General features: G+C 67.7%; 25 protein-coding genes. 11 read left to right on the top strand and 14 right to left on the bottom strand.

The features are described from left to right. Window positions 1-32 precede the first annotated feature (32 nt). Window positions 33-1,310 carry a glycosyltransferase family 4 protein gene (locus U0177_RS27615; RefSeq protein WP_409573910.1) on the bottom strand — a complete coding sequence of 426 codons (1,278 nt, stop codon included), beginning with the start codon at window positions 1,308-1,310 and terminating at the stop codon, window positions 33-35. Window positions 1,311-1,444: 134 nt separating this feature from the next. Here U0177_RS27615 and U0177_RS27610 point away from each other — a divergent pair, with 134 nt between their 5' ends. The 3 genes from U0177_RS27610 (at window position 1,445) to U0177_RS27600 (ending at window position 3,514) form a co-directional block, all read left to right on the top strand. Next, window positions 1,445-2,023 (top strand): sigma-70 family RNA polymerase sigma factor, encoded by a 579-nt coding sequence (locus U0177_RS27610; RefSeq protein ID WP_409573909.1) that lies wholly within the window; start codon window positions 1,445-1,447, stop codon window positions 2,021-2,023. 87 nt (window positions 2,024-2,110) lie between these two features. Continuing rightward, window positions 2,111-2,941: an anti-sigma factor domain-containing protein gene (locus U0177_RS27605; RefSeq protein ID WP_409573908.1), complete on the top strand. Its 831-nt coding sequence runs from the start codon at window positions 2,111-2,113 to the stop codon at window positions 2,939-2,941. Window positions 2,942-2,971: 30 nt separating this feature from the next. After that, entirely contained in the window at window positions 2,972-3,514 is a 543-nt protein-coding gene (locus tag U0177_RS27600) for an LPXTG cell wall anchor domain-containing protein (protein WP_409573907.1), read from the top strand. A 346-nt stretch (window positions 3,515-3,860) separates the two neighbouring features. Here the strand turns inward: U0177_RS27600 and U0177_RS27595 are convergent, their stop codons facing one another. The 4 genes from U0177_RS27595 to U0177_RS27580 form a co-directional block, all read right to left on the bottom strand. Next, window positions 3,861-4,700 carry an IclR family transcriptional regulator gene (locus U0177_RS27595; protein WP_409573906.1) on the bottom strand — a complete coding sequence of 280 codons (840 nt, stop codon included), beginning with the start codon at window positions 4,698-4,700 and terminating at the stop codon, window positions 3,861-3,863. 224 nt (window positions 4,701-4,924) lie between these two features. Next, window positions 4,925-6,265 (bottom strand): glycosyltransferase family 4 protein, encoded by a 1,341-nt coding sequence (locus U0177_RS27590; protein WP_409573905.1) that lies wholly within the window; start codon window positions 6,263-6,265, stop codon window positions 4,925-4,927. Next, window positions 6,262-7,440: a glycosyltransferase family 4 protein gene (locus U0177_RS27585; RefSeq protein WP_409573904.1), complete on the bottom strand. Its 1,179-nt coding sequence runs from the start codon at window positions 7,438-7,440 to the stop codon at window positions 6,262-6,264. Before U0177_RS27585 ends, U0177_RS27590 begins: the two co-directional genes overlap by 4 nt. After that, on the bottom strand, window positions 7,437-7,679 hold the full coding sequence (locus U0177_RS27580) for a cyclic-di-AMP receptor (protein ID WP_409573903.1): 243 nt from the start codon (window positions 7,677-7,679) through the stop codon (window positions 7,437-7,439). Before U0177_RS27580 ends, U0177_RS27585 begins: the two co-directional genes overlap by 4 nt. Window positions 7,680-7,831: 152 nt before the next feature. On the opposite strand from U0177_RS27580, the gene U0177_RS27575 reads away from it, so the two are divergent. From U0177_RS27575 to U0177_RS27545, 7 genes are all read left to right on the top strand, one after another. Next, window positions 7,832-8,365, top strand: coding sequence for a hypothetical protein (locus U0177_RS27575; protein WP_409573902.1), 534 nt, complete (start codon window positions 7,832-7,834; stop codon window positions 8,363-8,365). 89 nt (window positions 8,366-8,454) lie between these two features. Then, entirely contained in the window at window positions 8,455-9,873 is a 1,419-nt protein-coding gene (locus U0177_RS27570; protein ID WP_409573901.1) for an FAD-binding oxidoreductase, read from the top strand. A 268-nt stretch (window positions 9,874-10,141) separates the two neighbouring features. Continuing rightward, a complete protein-coding gene (locus tag U0177_RS27565) occupies window positions 10,142-11,575 on the top strand; it encodes a pyridoxal phosphate-dependent decarboxylase family protein (RefSeq protein ID WP_409573900.1) in 1,434 nt (477 codons plus the stop codon). Between the two features lie 162 nt (window positions 11,576-11,737). After that, complete coding sequence (locus U0177_RS27560) at window positions 11,738-12,571, top strand: redoxin domain-containing protein (RefSeq protein WP_409573899.1); 834 nt, start codon at window positions 11,738-11,740, stop codon at window positions 12,569-12,571. Window positions 12,572-12,589: 18 nt separating this feature from the next. Continuing rightward, window positions 12,590-13,270: a response regulator transcription factor gene (locus tag U0177_RS27555; RefSeq protein WP_409573898.1), complete on the top strand. Its 681-nt coding sequence runs from the start codon at window positions 12,590-12,592 to the stop codon at window positions 13,268-13,270. 83 nt (window positions 13,271-13,353) lie between these two features. After that, the gene (gene proB / locus U0177_RS27550; protein WP_409573897.1) at window positions 13,354-14,454 is read left to right on the top strand and encodes a glutamate 5-kinase; all 1,101 of its coding nucleotides are present in this window, start codon (window positions 13,354-13,356) and stop codon (window positions 14,452-14,454) included. A 255-nt stretch (window positions 14,455-14,709) separates the two neighbouring features. Beyond that, the gene (locus U0177_RS27545) at window positions 14,710-15,975 is read left to right on the top strand and encodes a glutamate-5-semialdehyde dehydrogenase (RefSeq protein ID WP_409573896.1); all 1,266 of its coding nucleotides are present in this window, start codon (window positions 14,710-14,712) and stop codon (window positions 15,973-15,975) included. A 138-nt stretch (window positions 15,976-16,113) separates the two neighbouring features. On the opposite strand, the gene U0177_RS27540 is transcribed toward U0177_RS27545, so the two are convergent. Continuing rightward, a complete protein-coding gene (locus U0177_RS27540; RefSeq protein WP_409573895.1) occupies window positions 16,114-16,962 on the bottom strand; it encodes an acyl-CoA desaturase in 849 nt (282 codons plus the stop codon). 319 nt (window positions 16,963-17,281) lie between these two features. On the opposite strand from U0177_RS27540, the gene U0177_RS27535 reads away from it, so the two are divergent. Further along, window positions 17,282-17,938: an RNA polymerase sigma factor gene (locus tag U0177_RS27535; protein ID WP_409573894.1), complete on the top strand. Its 657-nt coding sequence runs from the start codon at window positions 17,282-17,284 to the stop codon at window positions 17,936-17,938. Window positions 17,939-17,941: 3 nt separating this feature from the next. Here the strand turns inward: U0177_RS27535 and U0177_RS27530 are convergent, their stop codons facing one another. The 8 genes from U0177_RS27530 to U0177_RS27495 all read right to left on the bottom strand — a co-directional run bounded on the left by U0177_RS27530 (window position 17,942) and on the right by U0177_RS27495 (window position 25,667). Continuing rightward, a complete protein-coding gene (locus U0177_RS27530) occupies window positions 17,942-18,883 on the bottom strand; it encodes a carbohydrate kinase family protein (RefSeq protein ID WP_409573893.1) in 942 nt (313 codons plus the stop codon). Between the two features lie 214 nt (window positions 18,884-19,097). After that, window positions 19,098-20,369, bottom strand: a complete 1,272-nt coding sequence (locus tag U0177_RS27525) for an MFS transporter (RefSeq protein WP_409573892.1) — start codon at window positions 20,367-20,369, stop codon at window positions 19,098-19,100. A 256-nt stretch (window positions 20,370-20,625) separates the two neighbouring features. Beyond that, on the bottom strand, window positions 20,626-21,870 hold the full coding sequence (locus tag U0177_RS27520) for an MFS transporter (protein ID WP_409573891.1): 1,245 nt from the start codon (window positions 21,868-21,870) through the stop codon (window positions 20,626-20,628). A gap of 258 nt (window positions 21,871-22,128) precedes the next feature. Then, on the bottom strand, window positions 22,129-22,695 hold the full coding sequence (locus tag U0177_RS27515; protein ID WP_409573890.1) for an SH3 domain-containing protein: 567 nt from the start codon (window positions 22,693-22,695) through the stop codon (window positions 22,129-22,131). A 223-nt stretch (window positions 22,696-22,918) separates the two neighbouring features. Continuing rightward, on the bottom strand, window positions 22,919-23,521 hold the full coding sequence (locus U0177_RS27510) for a hypothetical protein (protein ID WP_409573889.1): 603 nt from the start codon (window positions 23,519-23,521) through the stop codon (window positions 22,919-22,921). A gap of 145 nt (window positions 23,522-23,666) precedes the next feature. Further along, a complete protein-coding gene (locus tag U0177_RS27505) occupies window positions 23,667-24,101 on the bottom strand; it encodes a hypothetical protein (RefSeq protein WP_409573888.1) in 435 nt (144 codons plus the stop codon). Window positions 24,102-24,193: 92 nt separating this feature from the next. Further along, a complete protein-coding gene (locus tag U0177_RS27500) occupies window positions 24,194-25,156 on the bottom strand; it encodes a threonine/serine dehydratase (protein ID WP_409573887.1) in 963 nt (320 codons plus the stop codon). Between the two features lie 40 nt (window positions 25,157-25,196). Then, window positions 25,197-25,667, bottom strand: coding sequence for a DinB family protein (locus U0177_RS27495; protein WP_409573886.1), 471 nt, complete (start codon window positions 25,665-25,667; stop codon window positions 25,197-25,199). Window positions 25,668-25,674: the final 7 nt, after the last annotated feature.

Below are 25,674 nucleotides of genomic sequence, written 5' to 3'. Positions count from 1 at the left end.
ATTATACCATATCGAGGCGCAAAAAGGCGGGTTCAGGCGGCGCGCGGGGCGGCGGCGATCATCCGCGCATATTCGGCCAGGGTCTGGCGGGCAACCACCGGCCAGTCGAAGGTGCTGCGCACGATCTGCTCGCTCGCGGCGCCCCAGGCAGGCCAGTGCTGGCGCGCCTCGAGCGCCTGCGCCAGCCGCGCGGCCAGGTCGCCCACGCTGCCTGGGCGCACCAGGAAGCCGTTCGTACCATCGAAGACTTTGTCGGGGATGCCGCCAGCGGCCGAGGCGACCACCGGCTTGCGGTGAATCATTGCCTCGAGCGTCACGAGCGACGAGCCCTCGTACAGGGTAGGGTGTACAAACAGGTCGATATCTTCGTACAGGCTGTGCAGCTCGGAGTCGCTCAGGGTGCCGACAAAGGTCACGTGCTCGGCCAGGCCAAGGTCGCGCACCTGGGCCTCGAGCGCCGCGCGCTCCTTGCCCTGGCCCACCAGCAGCCAGCGCCAGCGCGGCGGCAGCCGGTCGCGCAGCTGCGCCAGCGCCGCCGCCAGCACATGGTAGCCCTTGTTGCGCTCGAGCCGGCTGACGCTCAGCAGCACCAGGCTGGCTTCGCCGAGCCGCAGGCGCTGGCGCAGCGCGGCGCGGTGGGCAGCGCTGACCCAGGCCATGCACTCGGCGACGTCGATCGCGCTGGGAATAACCACCACGCGCGCCGGCTCGACCTTGAGGTAGCGCGGCAAGTCGCCCTGGGTACAGGCATCGGTAGCAATCGCGCGGTCGGCGCTACGGGTGCCATACGAGTAGAGCGCGCGGAAGGGCGCGTAGGCCAGCCACTTGCGCCAATCGGGCGTGCGGTACTCTTCGAGGCCGTGGGGGTTGGCGATAAACGGCAGGGCGCGCAGCCGTGGGTCGCGGCGGCGCAGCCAGCCATAGCCGAAGGCGCACAGGCCCTGGGCGTGCACGACATCGTAGTGGCCGGCGCGCGCGGCCGTGGCCACGCGCTGGCCGAGCTGCCAGGTATACCAGGGGTAGTTGATCTGGCGGCCGAGGATCGAGTTAGGGCGCAGGCGCGGCGAGGTGTAGTCGTAGCGCAGAAACTCGATACGCTCAAGCAGCGCGCCGAGGCTTGCGGCGGCCTGCTGCTGGCCTGCCTCGAGCTGGATGCCGGCGTGCTGCTGGACATACAGCGTCACGCGGGCGCCTTGGCGGGCCAGGTGCGTCACCAGGTGAAAGACGTGGCGCTCGATCCCGCCGAAGCCGTGCAGCGGGAACACCACGCGGGCCAGCATCGCAACGCGGATCGGCTGTTGGGTTTCCATGGTCATCTACAATCTACCGTCGGCGATCGGCGGGGCGAGTGGCATTGTAGCATACCTGCGCGCTATTCCGTGCTACAATACGCAGCGCACGTTTGGCATACACCAGCCCTACACCCCGGCAAGGAGCGGCAGCCGTGGACGGAGCGATCACCGCCGTGTCGGCCACATCGAGCGATGCCGAGCTAGCGGCGCTGCTGCGCGAGCAGCCGGCCGCTGGCATTGCCGTGCTGTACGATCGCTATGGGCGGCTGGTGTTCAGCATGGCGCTGCGAATCGTGAACGATCGCGGCGCGGCCGAAGAGATCACGCAGGACGTGTTTATGCGCTGCTGGCGCAATGTCGAGCGCTACCAGCCCAGCCAGGGCAGCTTGTCGTCGTGGCTGCTGTCGATCGCGCACAACCGGGCGATCGACGAGCTGCGCAGCCGGCGTGGCAAAGACGCGCGGCGCGAGATCTCGGACGAGTCGCTCGGCCCGCTGGCCTCGATCGACCCAAGCTACGACGAAGTGCTGCTGCGCAACGAGGTGCAGCAGGCGCTACGCGAGCTACCGCCGGCGCAGCGCGAGGTGTTGGAGCTGGTGTTCTGGGGCAGCCTGACGCGGCGCGAGGTAGCCGAGCAGCTGCAGCTGCCGCTTGGCACGGTGCACACGCGGCTGCGCCTGGGCATGGATAAGCTGCGCGAGGCGCTCAGGCGGCTGTTCGCCGACGAATAGATTCAAAACGGCGGCTGCTGCGTAGATCTAGCAGGGCCTCCACGGGCGTGTGACTCATTGCGGCAACACGCCGAGCGAACACGAGCAATGGACTCTGAAACCGTCTCACAATGCGATGAGCTTCAGCCCTGGCTGGCGGCTTACGCGCTCGGCGAGGCCAACGCCTCACCCGAAGCGCTGGGCCACCTGGCGCTGTGTGCGCGCTGCCGAGGCGATCTGCGCGAATACCGCGCTGTGGCCGGGCTGCTGGCCTACGACGCCCCCCAGCACGACCCTTCGCCCGAGCTGCGGGCGCGCATCATCGGCGCGGTCGAGCGCGCGGCGCAGCCACGGCCGGCGGCGGCATCCCAGGCGGCACCGCGCGCGCGCTGGCCCCGGCTGGCGCGGCCGGTATGGGCGGCCTACGCCTTTGCGGCGCTGGCGCTGGCGCTGCTTGGCTGGAATATTTCGCTCCAGAGCCAGCTTCGGGCACAGGCCGCGCTGATCACCGAGGATCGCCAAAGCTGGCAAACCATGATCGCGCTGCTGAACGACACCTCGCTGCACTGGTATGCGGTAAACGGCAGCACGGCGCGCGGGCATTTCTGGCTTACGCCGCAGGGCGCCGACGCGTGCCTGGTGGCGCAGCAGCTGGTCGATCTGCCGCCTGGGCAGCAGTACCAGGTGTGGCTGGTGCACGGCGGCGAGCAGGTGAGCGGCGGCACCTTCGACGCGCACAATGGCAACGGCTGGGTGTTAGTACGCGCCCGCGAGCCGATCAGCAGCTACCAGGCCATGTTTGTCACGATCGAGCCGGCTGGTGGCAGTGGCGCACCAAGCGGGCCGCGCGTGCTCGACGGCACCCTCAGCGCAGGGGCGATTCCGGCCACCGACCGCTCCGAGCTGCAAAAATTGCTTTGGTCAACGTTTAATGGGTAGCACTGGAAGCCGATAATAAGGAGGGGTGGCATGTTTCGGTACGTTCGTACGCTTGGGCTGCTGGCCGCGCTGCTGCTGGCCGCGCTGGCTGTCGCGCCGCTGGCCGGCGCCGCGCCGGCCACGCAGGCTACCGGCAAGGTCACGGCCACCGATCAGCCGATCGTCAATAAGACGATCACGGTGGCGAATGTGAGCGCCGGCCAGGATGGCTGGATCGTCGTGCATATCGACGACGGCGGCGGGCCGGGCGCGGTACTTGGCGAGACGGCGGTGAAGAAGGGCGAGAACCCGAACGTGAAGGTGGAGCTGTCGCAGGATCTGAAGGTTGACACCAAGGTCTGGCCGATGCTGCATATCGACGCCGGCAAGATTGGCACCTACGAGTTCCCCGGCCCCGACGCGCCGGTGATCGCGGCGAACGGCAAGCCCGAGATGGTGCAGATCTCGATCACTGCGCCTACCGCGCTGCCTCAAACCGGCGGCAGCGACCCGACGGCGCTGCTGCTGGCGGGCGCGCTGGCGCTGCTGCTGGTGGGCGCGACGCTGGCCCGGCGGGTGCGCGGCGCGCGCTAGCGCAGCGTAGGCGGGCAGGCACATCCACGGCCAGAGCGATTGCGCAGCATACATGCGCGGTCGCTCTGGTCTTTGTTTGATCAGTTTCGTTTTGGGGCGCCCGGCGTGGCCGTGCAGGGCATCCCATAAGAAGCGGTTTGAAAAGGGTGGTTTGGAGGGACAAAGTCCCTCCAAGTTTCCACTTTTCTGGCGGGTGGCGGCCACGAATGTGGCCGCCACCCGCCAGAAGGGAAGTGCGAGGGCATAGCCCTCGCGCACCCCTTTTCAAACAGGCTCTAAGAGCGGGCGGCGAAGCCGCCCCAAACCCCCACCAAAGTGTCAGTCATCAAGCGAATTTGGTATAAGGCTAGGGAACTGCCGCGTAGCTTGAGGGCTGGGCGTAGCGCAGCAGTGTAAGCGTGCGCGTCGCGGCGGCGGCGGCGTCGCACACGTGGCGCACCAGCGCGTCGCTGCCGGCGTAGTAGCGGCTGGCCGGCAGCGAGATCGCCAGCGACGCGACCACGCGGCCGGCCACGCCGAAGATCGGCGCGCCAATGCAGCAAACCCCGGCCACGAACTCTTCCAGATCGAGGCTGTAGCCGCGCAAGCGCACGTTCGCGAGGTCGAACTTAAACGCCGCCTCTTCCGAGATAGTCTTGTGCGTGAGCGCAGGCATGCCGCAGTGGAACAGGTACGCCGAAACATCGTGCTCGTCGAGGTAGGCTAAAATGGCTTTGCCAAGCGCCATAGCGTGCGCGGCGCCGTTGTAGCCGACATGGAGCAGCGATACCTTGAGCGCCTGCGGGCTATCGACAATCGCGCTGACGACGATCTCGTTGTGGTGGCGCAGCGAGAGGTAGGCGGTTTCCGAGGTGAGGTCGCGCAGGGTGTGCAGGTGCGGCTGAAGCTGCGGCAGCAGGTGCGCCTGCTCGATCGAGGTGAGGGTGGGAAAGCTGATCTTGCCGGTGAGCGCGAAGCGCTGAGTCCTGGGCTGCTTGGCGACATAGCCGGCGGCCATGAGCGTATTCAGCAGGTGGTAGCAGGTGCTTAGGTTTAGGCCAGTGCGGAAGCTTACCGTTTTGGCCAGCAGACCCTCGGGTTCGTTGGCCAGCAGCTCGAGGATGGTAAGACCGCGCCGAAGCGAAGTGATGACATCGTTGGGGCCCGCCGGGACAGGAAGTTCAAATGGCGAAACCGATGACGTCATAGTCACCCCGCTTATGTTCGCTTCTGCTTCTTCGTATGGCTAGAATGGCGCAGCTATGCCAAGGCAGCTAGTGCGCCATGGTTTGGTGCCGAGGTACAGGTAACGTTTCGGTGAGCTTCGTGTTGGAAGGGCGGGCTGGAGCAATTCTACCGGATGTATGCTAGCCCTGAGCCCAGTATACAGCAAGTATACGAATACGCATACGCGAGTCAAGCCGCGATTTTTCAAATAATGAACGCGGCTGCCAGCTCGCGGTAGAGCGCCTCGACGCGCGGCGCGACCGCAGCCGGCGAAAAGCGCTGCTCGACGGTGTGGCGGGCGGCTGCGCCAAGCGCCTTTCGGCCTGCCGGGTCGGCCATGAGCGCGGCCATACGCCTAGCGAAGCCGCGCGTTGTAGCCTCGAGCGCGCCATTCACGCCATCGCGGATGATGTCGGGCGTGCCGCCGGTGGGCATGGCCAGCACAGCCGCGCCGCAGGCGCCCGCCTCGAGCGGCACGCGGCTCAGCGGCTCGCCCCAGGCCGAAGGAAACAGCAACAGCTCGCAGCCGGCCATGAGCCGCAGCACATCGTCGTGCGCGGCCCAATCGAGGAAGCGCGTACGTACGCCGAGCATCGCCAGCTCGTGCTCCAGCGCCGGGCGCAGCGGGCCGTCGCCCGCGATCACAAGCTCGGGCGCGGCGAGCGGATGCGCGCCATCGCTGCCCGCGCTTTCAGCTTCTTGCGCGCGAAGTGCGCGGAACACTTCGATCAGAAGCTGCGCGCCTTTGTTGCGCTCGAGCTTGCCGACGAACAGCAGGTAGGGCTTGCCGATCGGCAGGCTCGTGTGTGGGGCGGCGAGCGCCGCGTCGACGGCCGCGAGATCGACCATGTTCGGGATGACGTGGAGCCGCTCGGGCGCGACGAATGGCGCAAGCCGGCCGGCGATATACGCGCTCACCGCGATCACCGCGCTGGCCTGGCGCAGCGCCTGCTGGCGCCGCCGCAGGTGCGCGAGCATATATGGGATGCCAGCCAGCGCCGGCACGCCGCGCGCAAACCCCAGGCGCAGCGGCAGATCGGCCGCGAGCGAGGCCCACGTCTGGCGCGGGTAGGGCAGCCGGTTGGCGTGCAGGCCAGTGCTGAAATAATCCCAGGGCCACTGGTCGCGCACGGTGATGATCGCCGGAGCGCGAAGCCGGCGCCCGGCGGCGATCGCTGCCGGGGCGGCCTGCACGTGCTGGGCGTGAATAATAACTGGAGCTGGCACGCCGGGCGCTGGCATGGTGGCAGCTGAGTCGACGAGCGCATCGGCAAGGCGCGGCCACAGCCGCTCGTGGCGGAAGTAGTTCTGCACGATCGGCGCCGCCGGCGCCCAGTAGTCGACGCGCACTGTCGGCACGCCCAGCACGTCTTCAAGCTGGGCCGCGCGTGCGTGGCGCGCTGCCACACGCCGTGGCACGATCGCGGTGACGGCGTGGCCGCGCGCGATCAGCGCCAGCGCCAGGGTGTGCGCGCTCCAGCCGGCGCCGCCGCAGCGCGGTGGAAACACATCGCTGGGCATCAGCACGCGCAGCGGGCCGCTCATACGCGCGCCTTGGCTGCGGGCTCGGTCAGCTCGCGCATGAGCGCTTCGAGCGCGGCGCAGTGGCTCGCCCACGAGTAGCGCTCGGCCACGCGGGCGCGGGCGCGGGCTCCAGCCGCCCGCGCGGCTGCGGGGTTGTCGAGCGCGCGGGCAATTGCGCCAGCCAGCCCGGCGATATCGCCCTCGGCGAACAGCCAGCCCTCCTGGCCATCGCGGATCACCTGGTTCAGTGGCGGGATATTGGCGGTGATCACCGGCAGGCCGGCGGCCATATACTCGTAGACTTTGAGCGGCGACCAGAAGAAGCCGGCCGAGCGCAGGGCCGGGTGCGGCGCGGTGTTGAATGGCGCCACGCCTACCGCCGCGCCGGCCAGTAGCGCGGGCACGTCGTCGTAGGGAACCGCGCCGGTGAAGGTGAAGCGCCCTGGCCATGCCGCCGCCAGCCGCTCGGCCGCGGCGCGCTCGGGGCCATCGCCGATCAGCAGAAACTGGCAGTCGCGGCCGAGCGCCAGCAGCATCGCGGCGGCCTTCACGAAATCGACAACGCCATGCCACGCGCGGAACGAGCCGAGGAACACGACGGTTGGGATGCCGGTTGGCCTGGCCAGCTCGGCGCTCGGAAAGCGGCTGGTGTTGGCGCCCCAGGGCAGCTCGGCGATCTTGGCGCGCGCGATCTCGGGCGGCACAGTGGTATGTAGCGGCGTGACGATCCGGCCAGCCCAGCGGCATTGCGCCAGCGCCCAGCGCCGCAGCGGCCGGCCCAGCGCGTCGTCGAGGCGGCGCTTGAGCACGGCGGGCGGGTCGACGATCAGGGCGTTCACCTCGAGGATCGAGGGCAAACCAAGGCGCCGCGCGGCCAGGATGCCACCGCCGGCCAGGTTATAGTAGCGCTCCATGATCAGGTCGGGGTGGATGGCGCGCGCGAGCCGCAGGATCAGCGGGGCTGCCAGGAGCGACGCGGCCTTGGGCACATTGATGTGGTGCACGTGCACGCCGCCGAGGCGTGAAGAGATCGGCCGGGCCAGCGCGGCGAGGCCACCCCAGCCAGCGCCCGAGCATGCGACCACGTGGAGGGTATGGCCGCGCTCCGATAGCCCGCGCGCAACCTCAAGCGTATGGGTTGAGCCGCCAAGCGTGCCGGGCACGGGGATGCCGCTGGCGACATAGAGAATGTTCAAATCCGCTCGTAGCGCTCCAGGTCGAGGGTGATCACTAGCGAGCCAGGTGCGGCGCGGCGGGCCAGCGCCACCGCCTGATCGACGGCGCTGTCTTCGACGCCCACCAGCAGCGTGGTATTGCCCTTGCGCAGAAACCCGCCGGTCGAGGCGAGGCGCGTGACGCGAAACCCCTGCTCGACCAGCGCGTCGACGGCGGCGTCGGCGGCACTATATTCGGTTACAAAGACCAATAGCTTCATGCCAGCTCCTCACTCCTGTTTCCGGCGGCATTATACGGCGCGGGCATAGGCGCGTCAATAGCCCTACGGCGCCGCGCGCAGCCCGCAACGCGCCGGGTTGACATCCGCCACGGCTGCGGCTACAGTGTGCGCGAGCGTAAGGAGACACCAATATGCCACCACGCGCGTGCCTATGTGCGCTGCTGGTGCTGGCGCTGGCGGGCTGCGGCGCGCAGGCCGACGCGCGCTACGCGGCTGCGCTGAGGCTGTGGCAGTCGCGGCCGCTGGCCCACTACACCCTGCACACCCGCGAGATTGTCGGCGGGCGACCGTGCGCCCAGATCGTCGAGGTGCGCGACGAGCGGCTGGTGCGCGTGCTGAACAATACCTGCCAGCACCCCAACCTGTGGACGATCAGCTGGCTGTTTACGTTTGTGGCCAAGTCGAGCGCGCCGCCCGACCGCTGCGCTCAGGTCGATCCGTCGGGCGGATGCGTCTGCCGCGACGCCGTCGACCTGCAGGTCGAGTACGATCCGACCTACGGCTACCCCAGCACGATCGTCGCGCGGCAGACATGGCGCGCCGACTGGCAGAGCATGGGCTACTGGTGGTATAGCGTGCGGCACCTCGCGCTGGCAAGCTGCGCGTCGCCATTCACCGACCCAGGCCGCCGCGTGGTTGTGCGCGAAGTCAAGCCGCTGCCGTAGATGGCTGTAACCCTGCCGTAGGCTCGCGCGTCTGAAACAGCGTGTCAACGACACGAACGACAAGCGAGCCATAAGGAGAGCTACACGCCATGACATATCAGACGATTGCACCAGCATCATCGATCGACCCGTTTGCGCTGGATCTGCTGTCTATGGCCCTGCCGGGCCGGGTGTACACCCCCGATCAGCTGGGCTACGAAAGCGCGCGCGCCGGCTACGGCCTTTCAGACCTGCCTTCGCCCGAGGTGGTGGTGATGGCCGCGAGCGCGGCCGACGTAGTGGCGGCGGTGAAGTTCGCGCGCATGCAGCGCCTGCCGGTAGGCGTGCACGCCACCGGGCACAATTTCGGCTTTCCGTTCGAGGGCGGCCTGCGCGTCAATACCAGCCGCATGCAGGGCGTGGCGATCGACCCGGCCGCGCGCACTGCGCGCGTCGAGGCCGGCGTGCGCTGGGGCGCGGTGGTGCAGGCCGCGCACGCGCACGGGCTGGCGCCGCTCAACGGCTCGAGCCCAACCGTCGGCGTGGTGGGCTACAGCCTGTTCGGCGGGTTTGGCTGGCTGCTGCGCAAGTACGGCGCGGCCGTCGACAGCGTAGTGGCGGCCGAGGTTGTGACGGCCGACGGCCAGCTGCGGCGCGTGAGCGCGGCGAGCGAGCCCGAGCTGTTCTGGGCGCTACGCGGCGCCAGCGGCAACTTCGGCATTGTCACCGCGCTTGAGTTCCGGCTGTACCCGCTGAGCGAAATCTATGGCGGCGCGCTGTTCTTCCCGATCGAGCGCGCGGCCGAGGTGCTGCCGGCATATAGCCGCTGGGCCGAGTCGCTGCCCGACGAGATGACGTCGTCGGTGGTGCTGATGCGCGTGCCGCCGCTGCCGCACTTGCCCGAGTTTCTGCGCGGCAGGGCGATCATCACGGTGCGCGCGGCCTACGCCGGCCCGGCCAGCGAGGGCGAGCGCCTGCTGGAGCCGCTGCGCGCGCTGGGCGGCATGCTCGCCGATACCTTCCAGACCATGCCCTACACCGCGATCGGAACGATTGCCAACGACCCGGCCGACCCGATGCCGGCCTGGCGCAAGACCACCATGCTGAAGCATCTGTCGCCCGCGACGATCGCAACCGTGCTTGAGCTGGTGGGCGCCGAGGGCCGCGCGCCGGTCACGGTGTTCGAGATTCGCCACCTGGGCGGCGCGATGACGCGGGTTCCACCCGAGAGCACCTCGTTCAGCCAGCGCTACGCTCCCTTTATCATGCAGACGATCGACGTGCTGACGAGCCCGCAACAGGCCGAGCCGGTGAAGCGCAACACCCAGGCGATCTTTGAGGCCATGCAGCCGCACTCGACCGGCGGCGTGCTGCCGAGCTGGCTTGGCGATGGCGACTATGGCGCCGAGCGCACACGCGCCGGCTTCACGCCCGCGCACTACGAGCGGCTGGCCGCGCTGAAGCGCCGCTACGACCCGACGAATATGTTTTGCCAGAATCACAACATCCCGCCGGCGGGCGCGGCATAGCCGCCAGCCCAGCTGATACCACATCCGCCTGAACACTTGCTGTATTTGGGGGGGGTTGGGGCGGCTTCGCCGCCCCGAAACCTCCTTTTGCTATGCGCTGCCCGGCGAAGCCAGCAGCGCATAGCAAACGAAGTTGATATGAACAGCCGCGACTGCCGCCGGGTGCCAGGCACGCCCCGGCGGCGCGCCGTTGGGGCGGCGCGCCGAGGTGTCGCCGCGAAACGATGTACAATGGTGCCCTCTCGCTACAAGCAAACAGGAGCACACCATGACCCCCGAGGAGTTTCGCCGGATCGGCCACCAGCTGATCGATTGGGTTGCCGACTACCGCGCCAGCGTGGCCGAGCTGCCGGTGATGTCGCGCGCCGAGCCGGGCGAGGTGCGCGACCAGCTGCCGGCAGCACCGCCCGAGCAAGCTGAGCCGTTTGAACATATCTTCCGCGACCTCGACCAGATCATCGTCCCAGGCCTCTCGCACTGGCAGCACCCCAACTTCCACGGCTACTTTCCCGCCAACAGCGATCTGGCGGCCGTGCTGGGCGACTACCTCAGCACTGGCCTAGGCGTGCTGGGCCTGTCGTGGCAATCGAGCCCGGCGCTGAGCGAGCTGGAGGAAGTCGTGGCCGACTGGATGCGCCAGATGGTTGGCCTCTCGGGCGCGTGGAGCGGTGTGATCCAGGATACCGCCTCGGCCTGCACGCTGCTGGCGCTGCTGTGCGCGCGCGAGCGCTCGTCGGGCTACTCGCTGGCGCGTGGCGGCCTGCAGGCTGAAGAGCGCCCGCTGGTCGTCTACGCCTCGGGCCAGAGCCACAGCTCGGTGGAGAAGGCCGCGCTGCTGGCCGGCTACGGCCGCGCCAACCTGCGCCTTGTTGCCACCGACGAGCGCTACGCCATGCGCCCCGACGCGCTGGCCGCCGCGATCGAGGACGACCTGGCGCATGGCCGGGTGCCCTGCGCGGTGGTGGCCACCACCGGCACCACCACCACCACCGCGCTCGACCCGATTGAGCCGATTGCGGCGCTGGCGCGCCAGCACGGCCTGTGGCTGCACGTCGACGCCGCCATGGCCGGGTCGGCCATGATCCTGCCGGAGTGCCGCTGGATGTGGCAGGGTGTCGAAGGCGCGGACTCGATTGTGCTCAATACCCACAAGTGGCTGGGCGTCTCGTTCGACTGCTCGCTGTACTACGTGCGCGACCCGCAGCACCTGGTGCGGGTTATGAGCACCAACCCGAGCTATTTGCAGAGCACGGTGGACGACCGGGTGAAAAATCTGCGCGATTGGGGCATCCCGCTGGGCCGGCGCTTCCGCGCGCTGAAGCTGTGGTGCCTCGTTCGCGAGCAGGGCGTGGCCGGCCTTCAGGCGCGGCTGCGCCGCGACATGGCCAACGCGCAGTGGCTCGCCGAGCAAGTGGCCGGCGCGCCGGGCTGGCGCGTGCTGGCGCCGCTGACGCTCCAGACGCTGTGCCTGCGCCACGAGCCGGCCGGCCTGCAGGGCGAGGCGCTCGACCGGCACACGCTGGCATGGGCCGAGCGCGTGAACCGCTCGGGCGGCGCGTATATCACGCCCGCCACGCTCGACGGCCGCTGGATGGTGCGCGTCTCGATCGGCTCGATCGGCACCGAGCGCGAGCATGTAGCCGCGCTGTGGGCGCTGCTGCGGCGCGAGGCCGAGGCTGCCGGCGCGCAGCCGGCGGCCTGACACCCTATTGACCGGGGGCGTACTGCTACGGCCTTGCGAACGGCGAAGCCCATACCGGATCGGCGGCGTAGTGCGGGCAACTGTAAAAAGTAAAAATTGCCCCTACACACCCCGATCCGAATGTGTTAAAATACGCTCTGCTAACGTTTCTTATATAAAGCGATGGAAACATTCTACACCATGCTGGGTGTGCCCGCGCAGGCAAGCGCCGATGAGATCGACGCGGCGTACCAGCGCCAGCGCGAACGCTATAGTCTCGAACGAGTCGCCGACTTGGGCGATGAATTCAAGCAGATTGCCGAGGAGCGTGGGGCCGCGATCGAGCGTGCCTACGCCGTGCTGCGCGACCCGGCCCGCCGCAGGGCTTACGATGCCAGCATTGGCGCCGCGCCAGCCGCAGGCGCGCGCGCGCCCCGCCGTGGCCTCAGCCGGCGCGAGATCGCAATGGCGGTTGGTGGCGCGCTGCTTGGCCTGATCGTCATCGCGGTGGTGTGGGTCGTCTCGGGCCAGCAGGCGGCGGCGAGCCTGCCGCCCGCAGCCGAGGTGCGCCGGCCGGCCAGCGATTTCGCGCTGCCCACGCTCGACGGCCAGCAAGTGCGCCTGAGCGACTACCGCGGCAAAGTCGTGCTGCTGAACTTCTGGTATACCAACTGCGCGCCCTGCCGCGAAGAAACGCCCGCGCTTCAGGCCGCCTACGAGAAGCTCAGCGCCCAGGGCTTGCAGATCATCGGCGTGAATGTGCGCGAGAACGAGCGCAAAGGCGCCGACGGCGACGCCGATATTCGCAAATTCCTTACCGAGCATCATGTCACATACCCGATCGCACTCGACGGCGACAGCAGCGTTGACCGGGCCTACCAGGTGTATGTACTGCCAACCAGCTTCTTGATCGATCGGGAAGGCAACGTCCGCTTTCTGCTCTTTAGCGCGATGACGACACAGGATGTCGAGGCGCTATTCAACAAACTACAGCAAGAAACGTCGGCGCAACGCTGACAGGCGAGCGAGGGGTGTATGCAGCAACGGAGAATTCTAATCGTCGACGATGAATCGGGGTTGCGCGAGCTTGTGCGGATCAACCTTGAGCACGAGGGTTTTGCCGTGCTCCAGGCCGAAAACGGCGTGCAAGGCGTGATGATGACCCAGGAGCACCAGCCCGATCTGGTGATCATGGACTTGATGATGCCCGAGATGGACGGCTGGGAGGCGTGCCGCAAGCTGCGCGAGTTCTCGCAGGTGCCGGTGCTTATGCTCACGGCGCGCGTGCAGAGCCAGGATATCGTGACCGGCCTCGACAGCGGCGCCGACGATTACCTCGGCAAGCCGTTCAACATGGACGAGCTGATGGCGCGCGTGCGTGCGCTGCTGCGGCGCGTGCCATCGCCCAACCGGCCCGTCACCGCCGGCAACGGCGAGATCCAGATCGAAAAGCAGAAGCGCGAGGTGCGCGTGCGCGCCGACATCGTCGACCTGACGCCTACCGAGTACGATCTGCTGCTGCTGCTGGCCGAGAACGCCGGCGCGGTGATGGAGCACGAGGCGCTGCTGCGCGGCGTGTGGGGCCAGGAGTATACCAAAGATAACGACTACCTCAAGGTGTATATCTGGCACCTGCGCCGCAAGATCGAAACCGACCCGCGCGACCCGAAGATCCTGCTGACCGAGTGGGGCGTGGGGTATCGGCTTGTCCCCTAGCATAAGCAGTCGGGCGTCGGGCGTCGGAAGCAGCTGCTCTGCTAGCGCCCGGCGCCTGGCTCATAACTCCTGACTTCTGATCTATGCTTTCCAAACGCATCGTCGTCAAGCTCGGCACCAACGTGCTCACCGCCGGCACCGATCACATCCACCGCCCGCGCTTGGTCGACTTGGTGCGCCAGATCGCCGCAGCGCGCGCGCGCGGCGTCGAGGTGGTGCTGGTCAGCTCGGGCGCGGTGGCGGCCGGCCGCGAGCGGCTGCAGTTCCCGCCACGGCGCAAAGACCTACCGTTCAAACAGCTGCTGGCGGCGGTGGGCCAGAGCCGCCTGATGCACATCTACGAGCAGATCTTCGACCTGTACAGCATTGCGGTGGCCCAGACGCTGCTGACGCGCGAAGACCTGCGCGACCGCCACCGCTACCTCAACGCCCGCAATACCCTGCTGGCCTGCCTGCTGCACGGCGTGCTGCCGATCATCAACGAAAACGACGTGGTGGCGGTCGACGAGATCCGCCTTGGCGATAACGATACGCTCTCGGCGCTGGTGGCCAACCTGGTCGACGCCGACCTGCTGCTGATCCTGAGCGATATCGACGGGCTGTACTCGGCCGACCCGCGCCGCGACCCCGCCGCGAAGCTCATCCCCGAGGTGCGCGCGATCGACGACGCGATCTACGCGCTGGCGGGCGGCAGCAATACGCGCGGCACCGGCGGCATGCTCACCAAGATCCACGCCGCCGACCTTGCGACGCACAGCGGCACGGCGGTGGTGATCGCCAGTGGCGCCACGCCCGAGGTGATTCTGCAGGTGCTCGACGGCGCGCTGCTTGGCACGCGCTTTCCGGCGATCGCCAGCCGGCTCGAAAGCCGCAAGCGCTGGGTGCTTGCCGAGGTGGCGCGCCACAGCCGGGTGCTGGCCGACAGCGGCGCGGCGCGCGCGCTCACCGAGGGCGGCAAAAGCCTGCTGCCCGCCGGCGTCGTCGGCGTCGAGGGCGATTTCGAGCGCGGCCAGACGATCCGGATCTTCAACGGCGCCGGCCAGGAGATCGCCCGCGGCCTGGCGCAGTATGGCGCGCGCGACCTGCGGATGATCAAGGGGATGCGCTCAAACCAGATCGCCGAGACGCTTGGCTACGACTACGGGCCTGAGGTTGTGCACCGCGACGATATGGTGCTGCTGTAGTCGCCTGGCGGCCAGTAGATGCCGAGCTTACGCAGTTGCGGCTGCGGCATCGCACGCAGATCCATCACCACAGAGTGCGCCAGCTGCGTGCGGCTTACCAGGACACGAGAAACGCGGTGGGTGTTTTGCCTTCGGCAGAGCGGTACTTTTCATTGATCGTGCGCAGAAGATCGGCAGTGCCATGCTGCCGCAGGCAGAATCAACTGGCGACGCGGGCCACTGCGTTTCTCGTGTTACCACGGAGAGAGAAACCGAATGATTGACCTGAACGAGATCGGCCAGCGCGCGCGCGCGGCCGCCCGAACGCTGGCGCTGGCCGATACCACGCGCAAGAATGCCGCGCTTGAGGCCATCGCCGCGGCGCTGCTCGAGCGCGCCGACGAAGTGCTGGCGGCCAATGCCGGCGACATGGAGCGCGGGCGCGCGGCCGGTATGTCGCCCGCGCTGCTCGACCGGATGCTGCTCACGCGGGCGCGGCTGGAGGCGATCGCCGCCGATACCCTCACCGTGGTGCGCCTACCCGACCCGGTCGGCGAGCAGTTCGACCAGGCGCTGCTGCCGAATGGGCTGCGCGTACACCGGCGGCGCGTGCCGCTGGGCGTGGTGGGCGTGATCTACGAGGCCCGCCCGAACGTCACCGTCGACATCGCGGCGCTGTGCCTGAAATCGGGCAACGCGGCGATCCTGCGCGGCGGCAAAGAGATCGTCGGCTCGTGCGCGGCGCTCACCGGCGTGATCCGCGCCGGCCTCGCGGCGGCCGGGCTGCCGGCCGACGCCATTCAGGTGATCGACGACCCCGATCGCGCACTGGTCGAGCAGCTGCTCCGGCTCGACCGCTATGTCGACGTGATCATCCCGCGCGGTGGCGCGGCGCTACACCAGTTCTGCCGCGAGAAAGCAACCATTCCGGTGATCACCGGCGGGATCGGCGTATGCCACGTATATGTCGACGCGGCGGCCGACCTGGCCAAGGCAGTGCCAATCATTCGCAACGCAAAAGTGCAGCGCCCAAGCGTCTGCAATGCGCTCGACACGGTGCTGGTGCACCGCAGCATTGCCGCCGAGGCGCTGCCGGCGATTGCCCGCGATCTGCTGGCGCATAGCGTCGAGCTACGCGCCGACGAAGAGTCGCTGGCGATTTTGAAGGGTGCCGGCCTGGCGGGCGAGCGCGTTGTGCCGGCACAGGCCAGCGATTTTGGCACCGAGTTCATGGCGCTGGTGCTCTCGGCGCGCGTGGTCGATGGGCTGGACGACGCGCTGGAGCATATCGCGCGCTATGGCGACCACTCCGACGCGATCGTCACCGAGGACCGCGCCGCCGCCGACCGGTTTGTCGCGGCGGTTGACTCGTCGGCGGTGTTCGTGAACGCCTCGACGCGCTTCAACGACGGCGGCCAGCTGGGGCTAGGCGCCGAGATCGCAGTCAGCACGCAAAAGCTGCACGTGCGCGGGCCAATGGCGCTGCGCGAGCTGACAACCTACAAATGGGTGATCGAGGGCGATGGCCACGTGCGGCCGTGATCGGCGCGCTGAGCGCCTGCGCTATGGTGGGGGTTCGGGGGCGCAAAGCCGCCCCTGAACTTCTTTGTGTTGCCCTACGTGGCGAAGCCACGTAGGGCAACACAATCTATACGTGATCAAGCGAACAGCGTATCAGTACTAGGCCGAGGGTGTTTCGGGGCGGCGTGCCAGGCGCGCCTGCATATTCTCGAACGACACGCGGCAGACATTCCACACCAGCCCGGTGGCCTCGAGCAGCCGGATGATATAGGCCGAAAGGTCGAACTGCCACCAGCGCATCCCGTGAAACGCCGAGCGCGGGAAGGCGTGGTGGTTGTTGTGCCAGCCCTCGCCAAACGCCAGCAGCCCCACCAGCCAGTGATTGCGGCTTTCGTCGGCGGTGTCGAACATGCGCCCGCCGAAGGTATGGCAGACAGAGTTCACGCTCCAGGTGACGTGGTGCGTCAGGAACACCCGCACCAGCCCGCCCCAGAGCACCCCGCGCCAGCCGCCCAGCAGGTACGGGATCACAAACCCCAGCACCGCCCACACAAAGAACGTATTGCTCATAAACATCACGAGCTTGTCCTTCAGCAGCCAGCGGCCATACGTCTCGGGCTCGGCGTGGTACACATTCATGAACCAGCCCATGTGCGCGTGAAAAAAGCCGTGCAGCGGGCTGTGCGGGTCGTCGTCGGCGTCGGTGTTGGCGTGATGCTTAATGTGGATCGAAGCCCAGTCGAGCGCCGGGCCTTCCATCGCCATCGAGCCGAGCATCAGAAAGAAAAAACGCACCGCCGGGTGCGCTTCAAAGCTGCGGTGCGTCAGCATGCGGTGGTAGCCGATTGTGATGCCAAGCGCGCTGAAGAGATACATGCCGGCCAAGATCGCGACATCGCGCCAGCCGACGAGGCGCTGCCAGAGCAGCCAGATTGCAAACAGAGTGCCGAGCAGTGGAACGGTGACCAGCAGAATGAGAAAGATCCTCTCGAGGCGGGTACGCAGCATGAAGGTTCAATCTTTCTGTGCGAAGCCTGTTCAGCGCCACGTATGCGCACGCACGGCTGTGTCGCAGGCCGAAACAGGCGGTTTGTGATCAATGCCGCGCAGTATACCATATATATACGTACGCTTTGCGCCCGAATGCGGCTCGGAAGCTGTTCGGTTTTGGTGAAGCGGCGCCGGCCGGAGAGCGACGTGTTGCACAAGTTCCTGGCATAAATGTTGCAATAGCTGTTCAATTTATTGACAAGGCTGTGCAAAGGCTGTATAATGCGGCCATTCAAGAACCGGCGACACCGACCAGCGAATGAGGAAGGCACCTGCCATGGCTGCAAACACGCTCGGAAAAGCCACCCGGCCGATTGTTAGCAGTGCGCGACAGCACGATGGAAGCCCTGCCACGAGCGATCTCGATCTGATGGCGGCGATTGCGCAGGGCGACAGCCAGGCGCTCGAGGTGCTGTACGACCGCTATGCCGCGATCGTCTACCGCATGGGCTTGCGGATGCTCAAGAACCCCGAGATGGCCGAAGACCTGGTGCAAGAGGTATTCTGGCGAGTATGGCGGCGCAGCGCCAGCTTCGAGCGCGAGCGTGGCCGGGTAGCGCAGTGGCTGTTTGGGATCGCGCACAACCTGTGCATCGACGAGCTGCGCCGGCTGCGCTCGCGGCCCACGCCGGTGTACGAAGACGTAGAGCACCCGATTATCCAGCAGCTGATCGACGAGCAGATGGACGTGCCGGCGGCGGCCTGGGCCACCGAGCAGCGCCGGGTGATCGCCGAGGTGCTGTGCGAGCTGCCGCAGGCGCAGCGCCAGGCGATCGAGCTGGCGTACTTTGGCGGCATGTCGCACCAGGAGATCGCCACCAAGCTCAACCGGCCGCTCGGCACGATCAAGACGCGCGTACGTCTGGGGCTGCAAAAGTTGGGCGGCCTGCTCGAGGCGCGCGGCCTGCGGCCGAGCCTCTACTCCGACATCTAGCCGCTACGATCGCTTCAGAATAGCACGCAGCTCGTCGTCGATCGGCGGGCGAGCACCATAGCGCGCGACGACCCAGCTGCCAATATCGTTGGCGAACCGCGCGGCGCCCGCCAGGTCGCCGTCGCGCAGGTAGCGCGCCAGAAACGCCCCATCGAACGCATCGCCCGCGCCGGTCGCGTCGATCACCGGGCCATCGCCGGTGGGGTAGTGCTGGGCGTGGTCGCCCGCCTTGACAAAGCAGCCATCTTTATCGAGCTTCAGCACAATCACCGCGCCGTTATGGCGCTCGAATAGCTCCTGCGCGATCTGCTCGGGGGCGTGCTCGCCGGTGAGCGCCTGGCCTTCCTCGCGATTCGGGAAGAGGATATCTACCGGCAGCGCGGCGGTAATGCGCGCAAACCGGTCGTGGCCCATCTCGCGGATCATCTGGTACGAGGCAGGATCGAACGACACTGTGGCGCCGGCAGCCTTGGCCACCTGCGCGGCGCGGAGCGCCGCAGCGCGCGGCGGGTCGGTGAACAGCGACCAGGCGGTGATATGCACGTGGCTGCTGGCGCGCAGCGCGTCGAGCGGCAAGTCGGCCGGCATCAGCTGGAAATCGGCGGCCTGGTTCGTCACCATGCTGCGCTGCCCGGCGCGGTCGATCAGCACCAGGATCACACCGGTGTCGTGCTCGGTGGTGCGGCTGACATACGCCGCCACCTGCTCGCGCTCGAGGTCGCCGACCACCAGGTCGCCGAACACGTCGGCGCCGACTTTCCCCACAAAGCCAGCCGGCATGCCCACCCGCGCGATCCAGGTTGCCACGTTCGCGGCAGAGCCGCCCGGCGCCAGCGCGATCCGCCCGGTCGTGTCGCCGCCCGGCAGCAGCATTGTATACGGCTTCACCAGCACATCCCACACCAGGTCGCCGATCGCGATGATCGGCCCGGTAGCGTTGCCCACAGCACACCTCGTTGGCACTGAGCGATTGCGTGCCGCAGTATACCACAGGCTCGGTGTGGCTCCGCTCGCCAACCAAACGCCCCTCTCCCACGTGGGCAGAGGGGCGCGAAACAGCATCTGCGGGGCGACGAAGCCACCCCCGAAATTTGCGATACCCTGCCCGGCTTTGCCGGGCAAGGTATCGCAAAACGAAAGCGATCCAGCAGAGCCAGTACTACTCGACTTCGGGCGAGAGCGAGGGCATGCCGGTCGACACGACCGCAGGCGCCGAGGCGCGCACCGCTATGCCGATCAGCACCAGCGCGCCGGCCACCAGCAGGCCGCCGACGAAGTAGGGCGCCTGGAGGCCGAGAACGTCGAACAGCGCGCCGGCCAGCAGCGGGCCGAGCACCATGGTCAGGCTATTGAGCGCCTGCGTGCCACCAAGAGTGGCGCCCTGCGCCTGCGGCGCCACGCGCCGCGAGATCAGGCTGGTGAGCGAGGGCGTGGCCATGCCGCTGCCGGCCGCCAGCAGACCCATGATCGGGTAGAGCGTCCAGGGCTGCGGCGCGAGCGCGATCAGCGTAAACGCCACGGCCATCAGCGCCAGGCCAACCACCGCCAGCCGCATCTCGCCAAAGCGCGGCACCAGCCGGCGGATGAGGAAGCCCTGCATGATCACCGCCATCAGGCCGATGAACGCGAAGATAAAGGCGTTCTCGCGGGGCCCGAAGCCGAAGCGCGCGTCGCTGTACACCGCGAAGTTGCTCTGCATGCCCGCAAACGCAAGGTTGAGCATAAACACGCCGGCCAGCAGCGGGCGAATTGCCTGGTTGCTCAGCACGCCGCTCAGCCGCGCCAGCGGGTTCATTTTCGCCAGCGGCACGGCGATACGCTGCTCGGCCGGAAGCGACTCGGGCAGCATGAAGTAGCCAAAGGCAACATTGGCCAGCGCCAGCGCAGCCGCCGCGAAGGCCGGCGCCTCAAGGCTGATGCCGCTGAGCAGGCCGCCCAGCGCCGGGCCGAGCATAAAGCCCAGGCCGAAGGCCGCGCCGATCATGCCCATGCCTTTGGCGCGATTCTCGGGGGTGGTGATGTCGGCGATATACGCCTGGGCCGTAGAAATATTGCCGCCGGTGATGCCGTCGAGGATGCGCGCGCCAAACAGCACCGCCAGCACCGCCGCAGCGCCGAAGCCCAGCAGCCGATCGGCCAGGCCGAACACAATATACGAGATGCCAGTGCCAAGCAAGCTGATCAGCAGCACCGGCCGGCGGCCGAAGCGGTCGGAGAGCGCCCCCAGCACCGGCGCGCACAGAAACTGCATCAGCGAGAACGAGGCCGCTAGCAGCCCGACGATGATCGCGCGGTTCTCGGCTAGGGCCGCGCTCTCGGATTGTTCGATGATTTTGACGTAGTACGGAAGAAGCGGCAGCACAATCCCGGCGCCAAGCAGGTCGATAAACACGGTGAGGAAGATGAATGCCATGGGCGAGCGCTTGTTCATGGGCTCTCTCTACTGTTATGGATACTATAACTTGTGCAAGTATAACATTTTGCAAATATTTTGTCAATAGATTGCAAAGATATATGCGGCCCATGCACCATTTTTCGAACCCACGCTTTGTCTGTTCCGCTGTGCTGCCCGGCGAAGCCGGGCAGCACAAAAGAAAGCTCGGGTGCGGCTTCGTCGCACCCGAACTCTCACCGTACAGCAGGTGCTTTGCCGGATTTGGTAGTACCTGGCAGCGCGCCAAGCCGGCTCAGGCCACGCGGGCGCGGCGCGCCGGGCGCAGCCAGTGCAGGCCAACCAGCAACAGCGGCACGAGCGCCAGCGCGGCGCCGGCCACGCCGAGGGTGGTGTAGCCGAAATGATCGAGGATCACGCCGCTCAGCAGGTTGCAGCTAGCCGAGGTGAGGTTGACAATCAGCTCAACGCTGCCCTGCAGGCTGCCGCGCTCGGCCGGGGCCAGCATGTCGGCCAGCATTGTCGAGCCGCCGACATAGCACAGGTTCCAGCCCAGGCCGATCAGGAACAGCGCCAGCGTCAGCCAGCCGGCGAGCAGCGAAGCCGGCGCGAGCAGGCCGCCGGCCACCAGCAAGCCCACGCCAATAGCGATGGCGGCGCGCCGGCCCAGGCGGTCGATCAGGCCGCCGTTGACGATCGAGAGGCCATACATGCCAATTGTATGCGCCATAAACACCAGCGAGATTTCGTCGCCGCCGTGGTGATTGTGGTCCATATGCAACGATGTGACCGACATCACCAGCACCATGGTGGCCTGGCCTACCACCATTGAGGCCAGCGCCAGCTGCGCGGCCGGCAGGCGCAGCAGGGCGCCAAGCGTGCGGCCACGCTCGGCGGGGGCGTGCGGCTGGTGCGGCTGGCCAGCCCAGCCAGCGGCGAGTGGGTCGGGCCGCAGCAGCACAAACACCAGCACGCCGGCAATCGCGAACAGCAGCGCGCCGGCCCACATTGGGCCGGCCTGGGGCACGCCGGTGAGGCCACCGAGCAGGTTGCCGCGCGAGCTTGCCAGCCACGGGCCGGCGATCGCGCCGACAGTGCCGGCGAACACAACCGTGCTGATCGCGCGGGCACGATGCTCGGGCGGCTGGGTGTCGGCTGCGGCGTAGCGGCTCTGGTCGGCCGCGCCGCGCGCCGCGCCCATCAGCGCCACGCCCACGAGGAACACGCCGAAGCTGCCGAGCACTACGCCTGCGCCGCTGAGCAGCATGCCGCAGGTGCCCACCACGAAGCCCAGCGCCAGGCCAGGGCGCCGGCCGAAGCGCTGCATGAACCGCCCCGAGACGTGCGCCGACACCGCCGCGCCGATCAGCAGCAGCGTGCCGGGCACGCCGGCGAGCGAGTCGCTGCCGCCGAGCCTAGAGCCAACGATCGGGTTCACCTGGATGTTGGCGATCAGCGCCGCCGAGCTCAGGCACTGGGCGAAGAAGAGCACAGCCACCAGCCGCCGAGCCACGCTGCTGGGCAGAAAGGTCGAATTCATTGCATCTCTCTTTTACAGGACTTACGCGGTCGCCTGCGCTATGGGCTTGTTCTGCCTGCGGCAGCATGGTACCGTACGTTCTTTTGTGCTCGGATTTTTGCGCAAAGCGCGAAAATCCGAGCACCATCCATGAAAAAGTACCGCGCTGCCGAAGGCAAAAACGCGCACCGCGTAGCTCGTGTCTTTTCGGCCACGGAAAGAACGACACCCCCGCGCTCGAGCTCGAGCGCGGGGGTGAGCGGTGCAGGGCGTGCGGGCTTAGTCGGGCTGGGTGCGCAGATCTTCCCCGGCCACCCAGCCTTCGCCGCCGGCGCTGCGCACATGCCACCAGCTGTGGCCATCGGCCGGCTGCGGCCCGTCGAGCAGCGTTACCTCGGTGCCAGGCGTCAGCCGGTCGAGGATCTCGCCGCTAAGGCTTGGCGCCGAGCGCAGCCGCAGCGGCAGGCCACCTGCGCGCGTCACCCACGCCGATGCGCCGGCGGTGAGCCCACCTGCGGCCGCTGCAGGCGCCGCAGCTTTGGCCTCCTCGGCCGGGGCGGCGGGCGCCTCGGCGCTGGCTTTGCTGATGCTGCCGAGCACACTTGCCGAAGCCGCCTCGGTGGCGGCCTTCATGTCGGCCAGCTGCTGGCGCAGCACGCCGATCTCGGCCTGCGCGTCTTCGAGCGCGACCGAGCTAGCCGCGCCCTGGGCGGCCTGCGTGCGCAGGCCGTCGGCCTCGGTGGTTTTCGCGGCGAGCTTCTGCTGAAGGTCGGCGATCTGCTCGCTCAGCTTCTGCATGTCCTCGCCGACTTTCTTCATGTCGTCGCTGTTGCCAAAAAGCCCCATTGGAAGCCTCCTATGCGTTATGCACGTATTCAAACATCAGGCGAAACGCGCCAACATCGTGCTATACGTTGTAGTCGGATGTGAGAGCAGCCGCAGCATACGACGTCTGTTTTGCTAGAAAGTCACGGCTGTGCTTATAGCTCGATCATCCACAGATTGCGCAGGTGGTGATCGTGTCTATGCCAATGATCGGTGCCGCTTGTACAGCCGGTATCAGATCGCTCTATGAGGTATTGGCCTGCAGCCAGGGTGTGCCGTCGCGCGATTGTTGGGCGCTCCAGCCGGCCCCGCTGGGGCCTTGAATGCGCCACCAGACGAACCCATCGGCCTCGATCGGGCCTTCAAGGATGGTGACGGTTTCGCCCTCTTTAAACGCAGCCGTCGCCGCGGCCTTGAGCATCGGCTCCTTGCGGCTGCGCAGCGCCGCGCCGGCGACATTCACCACCCGCGCGCTGCCGCCGACATGCAGGCCGGCCTGGGGTGGCGTGGGCGGGATGGTTGGCGTTGGGAACACCGGCGAGCGCGGCGGCGGCGCGCTTGCCGCCGCGACCGGCTGCGTGCGGGTTGGCTGCGCGGCGGTGGTGGCCGGCGATCGGTTACGCCAGAAGAGCAGCGCGGCCAGGCCCACAATCAGCACTGCCCCAACAGCGCCCAAGCGCAGCACGCGGCGCCTGCGCCGGTCGTAGAAGCCGCCTGGCAAACCTCGGCTATGCCTGGCGCGGTCGTAGCCGCGCCGATACTGGTAGTAGTGCTCGTAGTAGAACGGGTGTGGCTCGCCGCGATCGGCATCAGCGACGCCGCGCCGATACATTTCTTCCGTGTCCATGCCTCGGGCCTCCGCTCTGCCGAACCATCACTGTAGCGCGCCCTGCGACCGGCATGCAAGCCGCTGGTTCCGGCTTGGCGCGCCGGGAGTGCATCGCTCTGGGAGGGCCAGCGATGGTACGCAGCAAGGTTTGTTCCGAGCATTCTTATGTGAGCACGAGGTCGTCGCGGCCGATCTCGTGCAACAGCCGCGGGTACATGTCGTACATTGGCTCGACGGCGGGCAGCAGCTTCAGGATCTTGGGGATGGGGCCTTTGGCGATGATCTGGCGCCGGGCCAGCGCGGCCATCAGGTTCACTTTGCCATGCCAGAAATGGTGCGCCACGTCGGCTTTCATTCTCATCTCGACATCCGGCTTCAGGCCGGTGTCGTCGCCCCAGAGCACGTCGAAGTAGGCGCCATCCTGGGTAGGCGGGGAGGCGGCGTTGATCGTGACAACCGCGTGCGGCTCCTCGTAGCGGAACTGGATCACCAGGTGCGAGTCCTTGATCTTCGGGGCGACGCGCGAGTCGCACTTGGCCTCGTCGTACAGCCGGCCCATACAGGCATGAATATCCTCGTAGTCCTTAAAGACCGCCATCGTCGCGTCCTTTCTTATATGCCTGTGGGGAAACGTGCGCCGATTATACTGGCGGCGCTACGGAACGTCAACCGGCAGAGCGGCCGGGCGCGCTACCACAGCCCGGCCAGCACCGGCGGGTCGATATTGCCGCCGCTGATGATCGCGCCGACGCGGCCAAGGCCGGCGGGCACGCGCCCGGCCAGCAGGGCGGCCAGCGTCGCCGCGCCGGATGGTTCGATCACCAGCTTGAGCCGCAGCAGCGCGAAGCGCACCGCCGCGAGGATCTCGTCGTCGTCGACGACCAGCACATCGGCTACGTGGCGCTGGACGATCGGGAAGGTGAGCGCGCCGGGCATCACAATCCTCAGGCCGTCGGCGATGGTACCGGGTGGCGGCACGCGCACGCGCTCGCCGGCGGCCAGCGATTGGCGGGTGTCGTCGGCGCCGGCGGGCTCGACGCCAATTACCTGTGTGGCGGGGCGCGCGCCGTGCATGGCCACAGCGCTGCCGGCGATCAGGCCGCCGCCGCCAATCGGCACCAGCAGCGCGTCGAGGTCGGGCGCCTGCTCGGCCAGCTCGAGCGCGGCGGTGCCGGCGCCGGCTATGATCCGCGGGTCGTCGTAGGGCGGCACCAGCGTCATGCCGCGCTCGGCGGCGATCGCGCGCGCGAATGCCTCGCGGTCGTCGCGCAGCCGGTCGTAGAAGATCACCTCGGCGCCGTAGCCGCGCGTGGCGGCGACTTTTACGGCCGGCGCGTCGCTGGGCATGCAGATCACCGCCGGGGTGCCAAGCAGCTGGGCGGCCAGCGCCACGCCCTGGGCGTGGTTGCCCGACGAGAATGCCAGCACGCCGTGGGCGCGCGCGTCTGCGGGCAGCTGGCAGATCGTATTGTAGGCGCCGCGGAACTTAAACGCGCCGCCGCGCTGCAGGTTCTCGCACTTGAGGAACACCTGGCGGCCGGCCAGCGCATCGAGCGTGCGCGAGGTGACGACGGGGGTAACGTGCGCGGCGCCGCTCAGCCGGGCGCGGGCGGCCTGCACATCGCTGAATGTGACAAGATCGGCTTGGCTCACTGTGGTATGGTTCCTTTGCTTTGGGCCGGTTGCGGCGGGCTTACGCGCGGTAGGCCGCCAGGTTAGCGGCGATCTGCTGGCTGTGGATGCGGTCGTGATCGGCCAGCGCGGCGATGCTCTCGCCGACGGTGATCGGGCCGCGCGTGGGGTGCAGGCCGGGGCGCGCCAGCTGGCCGGGCCGCAGGGTGCGCAGAAACTCGACATACTCGGCGCGCGACTCGGCCATGGCGTGTAGCAGAAAGGCGAGCTGCTTGCGGTGGTAGTCGCGCTGGCGCACCCAGTCGGGATCCACCGCCGCGAGCGCGGGGTTTTCGCTGGCCAGCATCTGGCGTACGCGGCCGGGCCATAGCGCACCGACATCGAGCATGTGGCCGACTATCTCGAGGATCGACCACTCGCCGTCGGCCGGGCGGAAGTGCAGCTCGGCGTCGCTCAGCTGGCTGAGCTGCTGCGCGAGCTGAGCCGGGAAGGCGGCCAGCGCGTCGATCTGCGCGGCAAATGTATCGCTCATGGCGTTC

This window comes from Kouleothrix sp. (assembly GCF_046328425.1).
Classification (GTDB): domain Bacteria; phylum Chloroflexota; class Chloroflexia; order Chloroflexales; family Roseiflexaceae; genus Kouleothrix.
This window is presented reverse-complemented; position numbering and strand designations above follow the sequence as displayed.

Coding starts and splice junctions, on each gene's coding strand:
- proB (WP_409573897.1), top strand. CDS start 13,354: ATGCTTTCCAAACGCATCGTCGTCAAGCTCGGCACCAACGTGCTCACC.
- U0177_RS27540 (WP_409573895.1), bottom strand. CDS start 16,962: ATGCTGCGTACCCGCCTCGAGAGGATCTTTCTCATTCTGCTGGTCACC.
- U0177_RS27535 (WP_409573894.1), top strand. CDS start 17,282: ATGGCTGCAAACACGCTCGGAAAAGCCACCCGGCCGATTGTTAGCAGT.
- U0177_RS27520 (WP_409573891.1), bottom strand. CDS start 21,870: ATGAATTCGACCTTTCTGCCCAGCAGCGTGGCTCGGCGGCTGGTGGCT.
- U0177_RS27515 (WP_409573890.1), bottom strand. CDS start 22,695: ATGGGGCTTTTTGGCAACAGCGACGACATGAAGAAAGTCGGCGAGGAC.
- U0177_RS27560 (WP_409573899.1), top strand. CDS start 11,738: ATGGAAACATTCTACACCATGCTGGGTGTGCCCGCGCAGGCAAGCGCC.
- U0177_RS27615 (WP_409573910.1), bottom strand. CDS start 1,310: ATGGAAACCCAACAGCCGATCCGCGTTGCGATGCTGGCCCGCGTGGTG.
- U0177_RS27525 (WP_409573892.1), bottom strand. CDS start 20,369: ATGAACAAGCGCTCGCCCATGGCATTCATCTTCCTCACCGTGTTTATC.
- U0177_RS27595 (WP_409573906.1), bottom strand. CDS start 4,700: ATGACGTCATCGGTTTCGCCATTTGAACTTCCTGTCCCGGCGGGCCCC.
- U0177_RS27510 (WP_409573889.1), bottom strand. CDS start 23,521: ATGGACACGGAAGAAATGTATCGGCGCGGCGTCGCTGATGCCGATCGC.
- U0177_RS27605 (WP_409573908.1), top strand. CDS start 2,111: ATGGACTCTGAAACCGTCTCACAATGCGATGAGCTTCAGCCCTGGCTG.
- U0177_RS27555 (WP_409573898.1), top strand. CDS start 12,590: ATGCAGCAACGGAGAATTCTAATCGTCGACGATGAATCGGGGTTGCGC.
- U0177_RS27570 (WP_409573901.1), top strand. CDS start 8,455: ATGACATATCAGACGATTGCACCAGCATCATCGATCGACCCGTTTGCG.
- U0177_RS27505 (WP_409573888.1), bottom strand. CDS start 24,101: ATGGCGGTCTTTAAGGACTACGAGGATATTCATGCCTGTATGGGCCGG.
- U0177_RS27580 (WP_409573903.1), bottom strand. CDS start 7,679: ATGAAGCTATTGGTCTTTGTAACCGAATATAGTGCCGCCGACGCCGCC.
- U0177_RS27495 (WP_409573886.1), bottom strand. CDS start 25,667: ATGAGCGATACATTTGCCGCGCAGATCGACGCGCTGGCCGCCTTCCCG.
- U0177_RS27565 (WP_409573900.1), top strand. CDS start 10,142: ATGACCCCCGAGGAGTTTCGCCGGATCGGCCACCAGCTGATCGATTGG.
- U0177_RS27600 (WP_409573907.1), top strand. CDS start 2,972: ATGTTTCGGTACGTTCGTACGCTTGGGCTGCTGGCCGCGCTGCTGCTG.
- U0177_RS27545 (WP_409573896.1), top strand. CDS start 14,710: ATGATTGACCTGAACGAGATCGGCCAGCGCGCGCGCGCGGCCGCCCGA.
- U0177_RS27590 (WP_409573905.1), bottom strand. CDS start 6,265: ATGAGCGGCCCGCTGCGCGTGCTGATGCCCAGCGATGTGTTTCCACCG.
- U0177_RS27575 (WP_409573902.1), top strand. CDS start 7,832: ATGCCACCACGCGCGTGCCTATGTGCGCTGCTGGTGCTGGCGCTGGCG.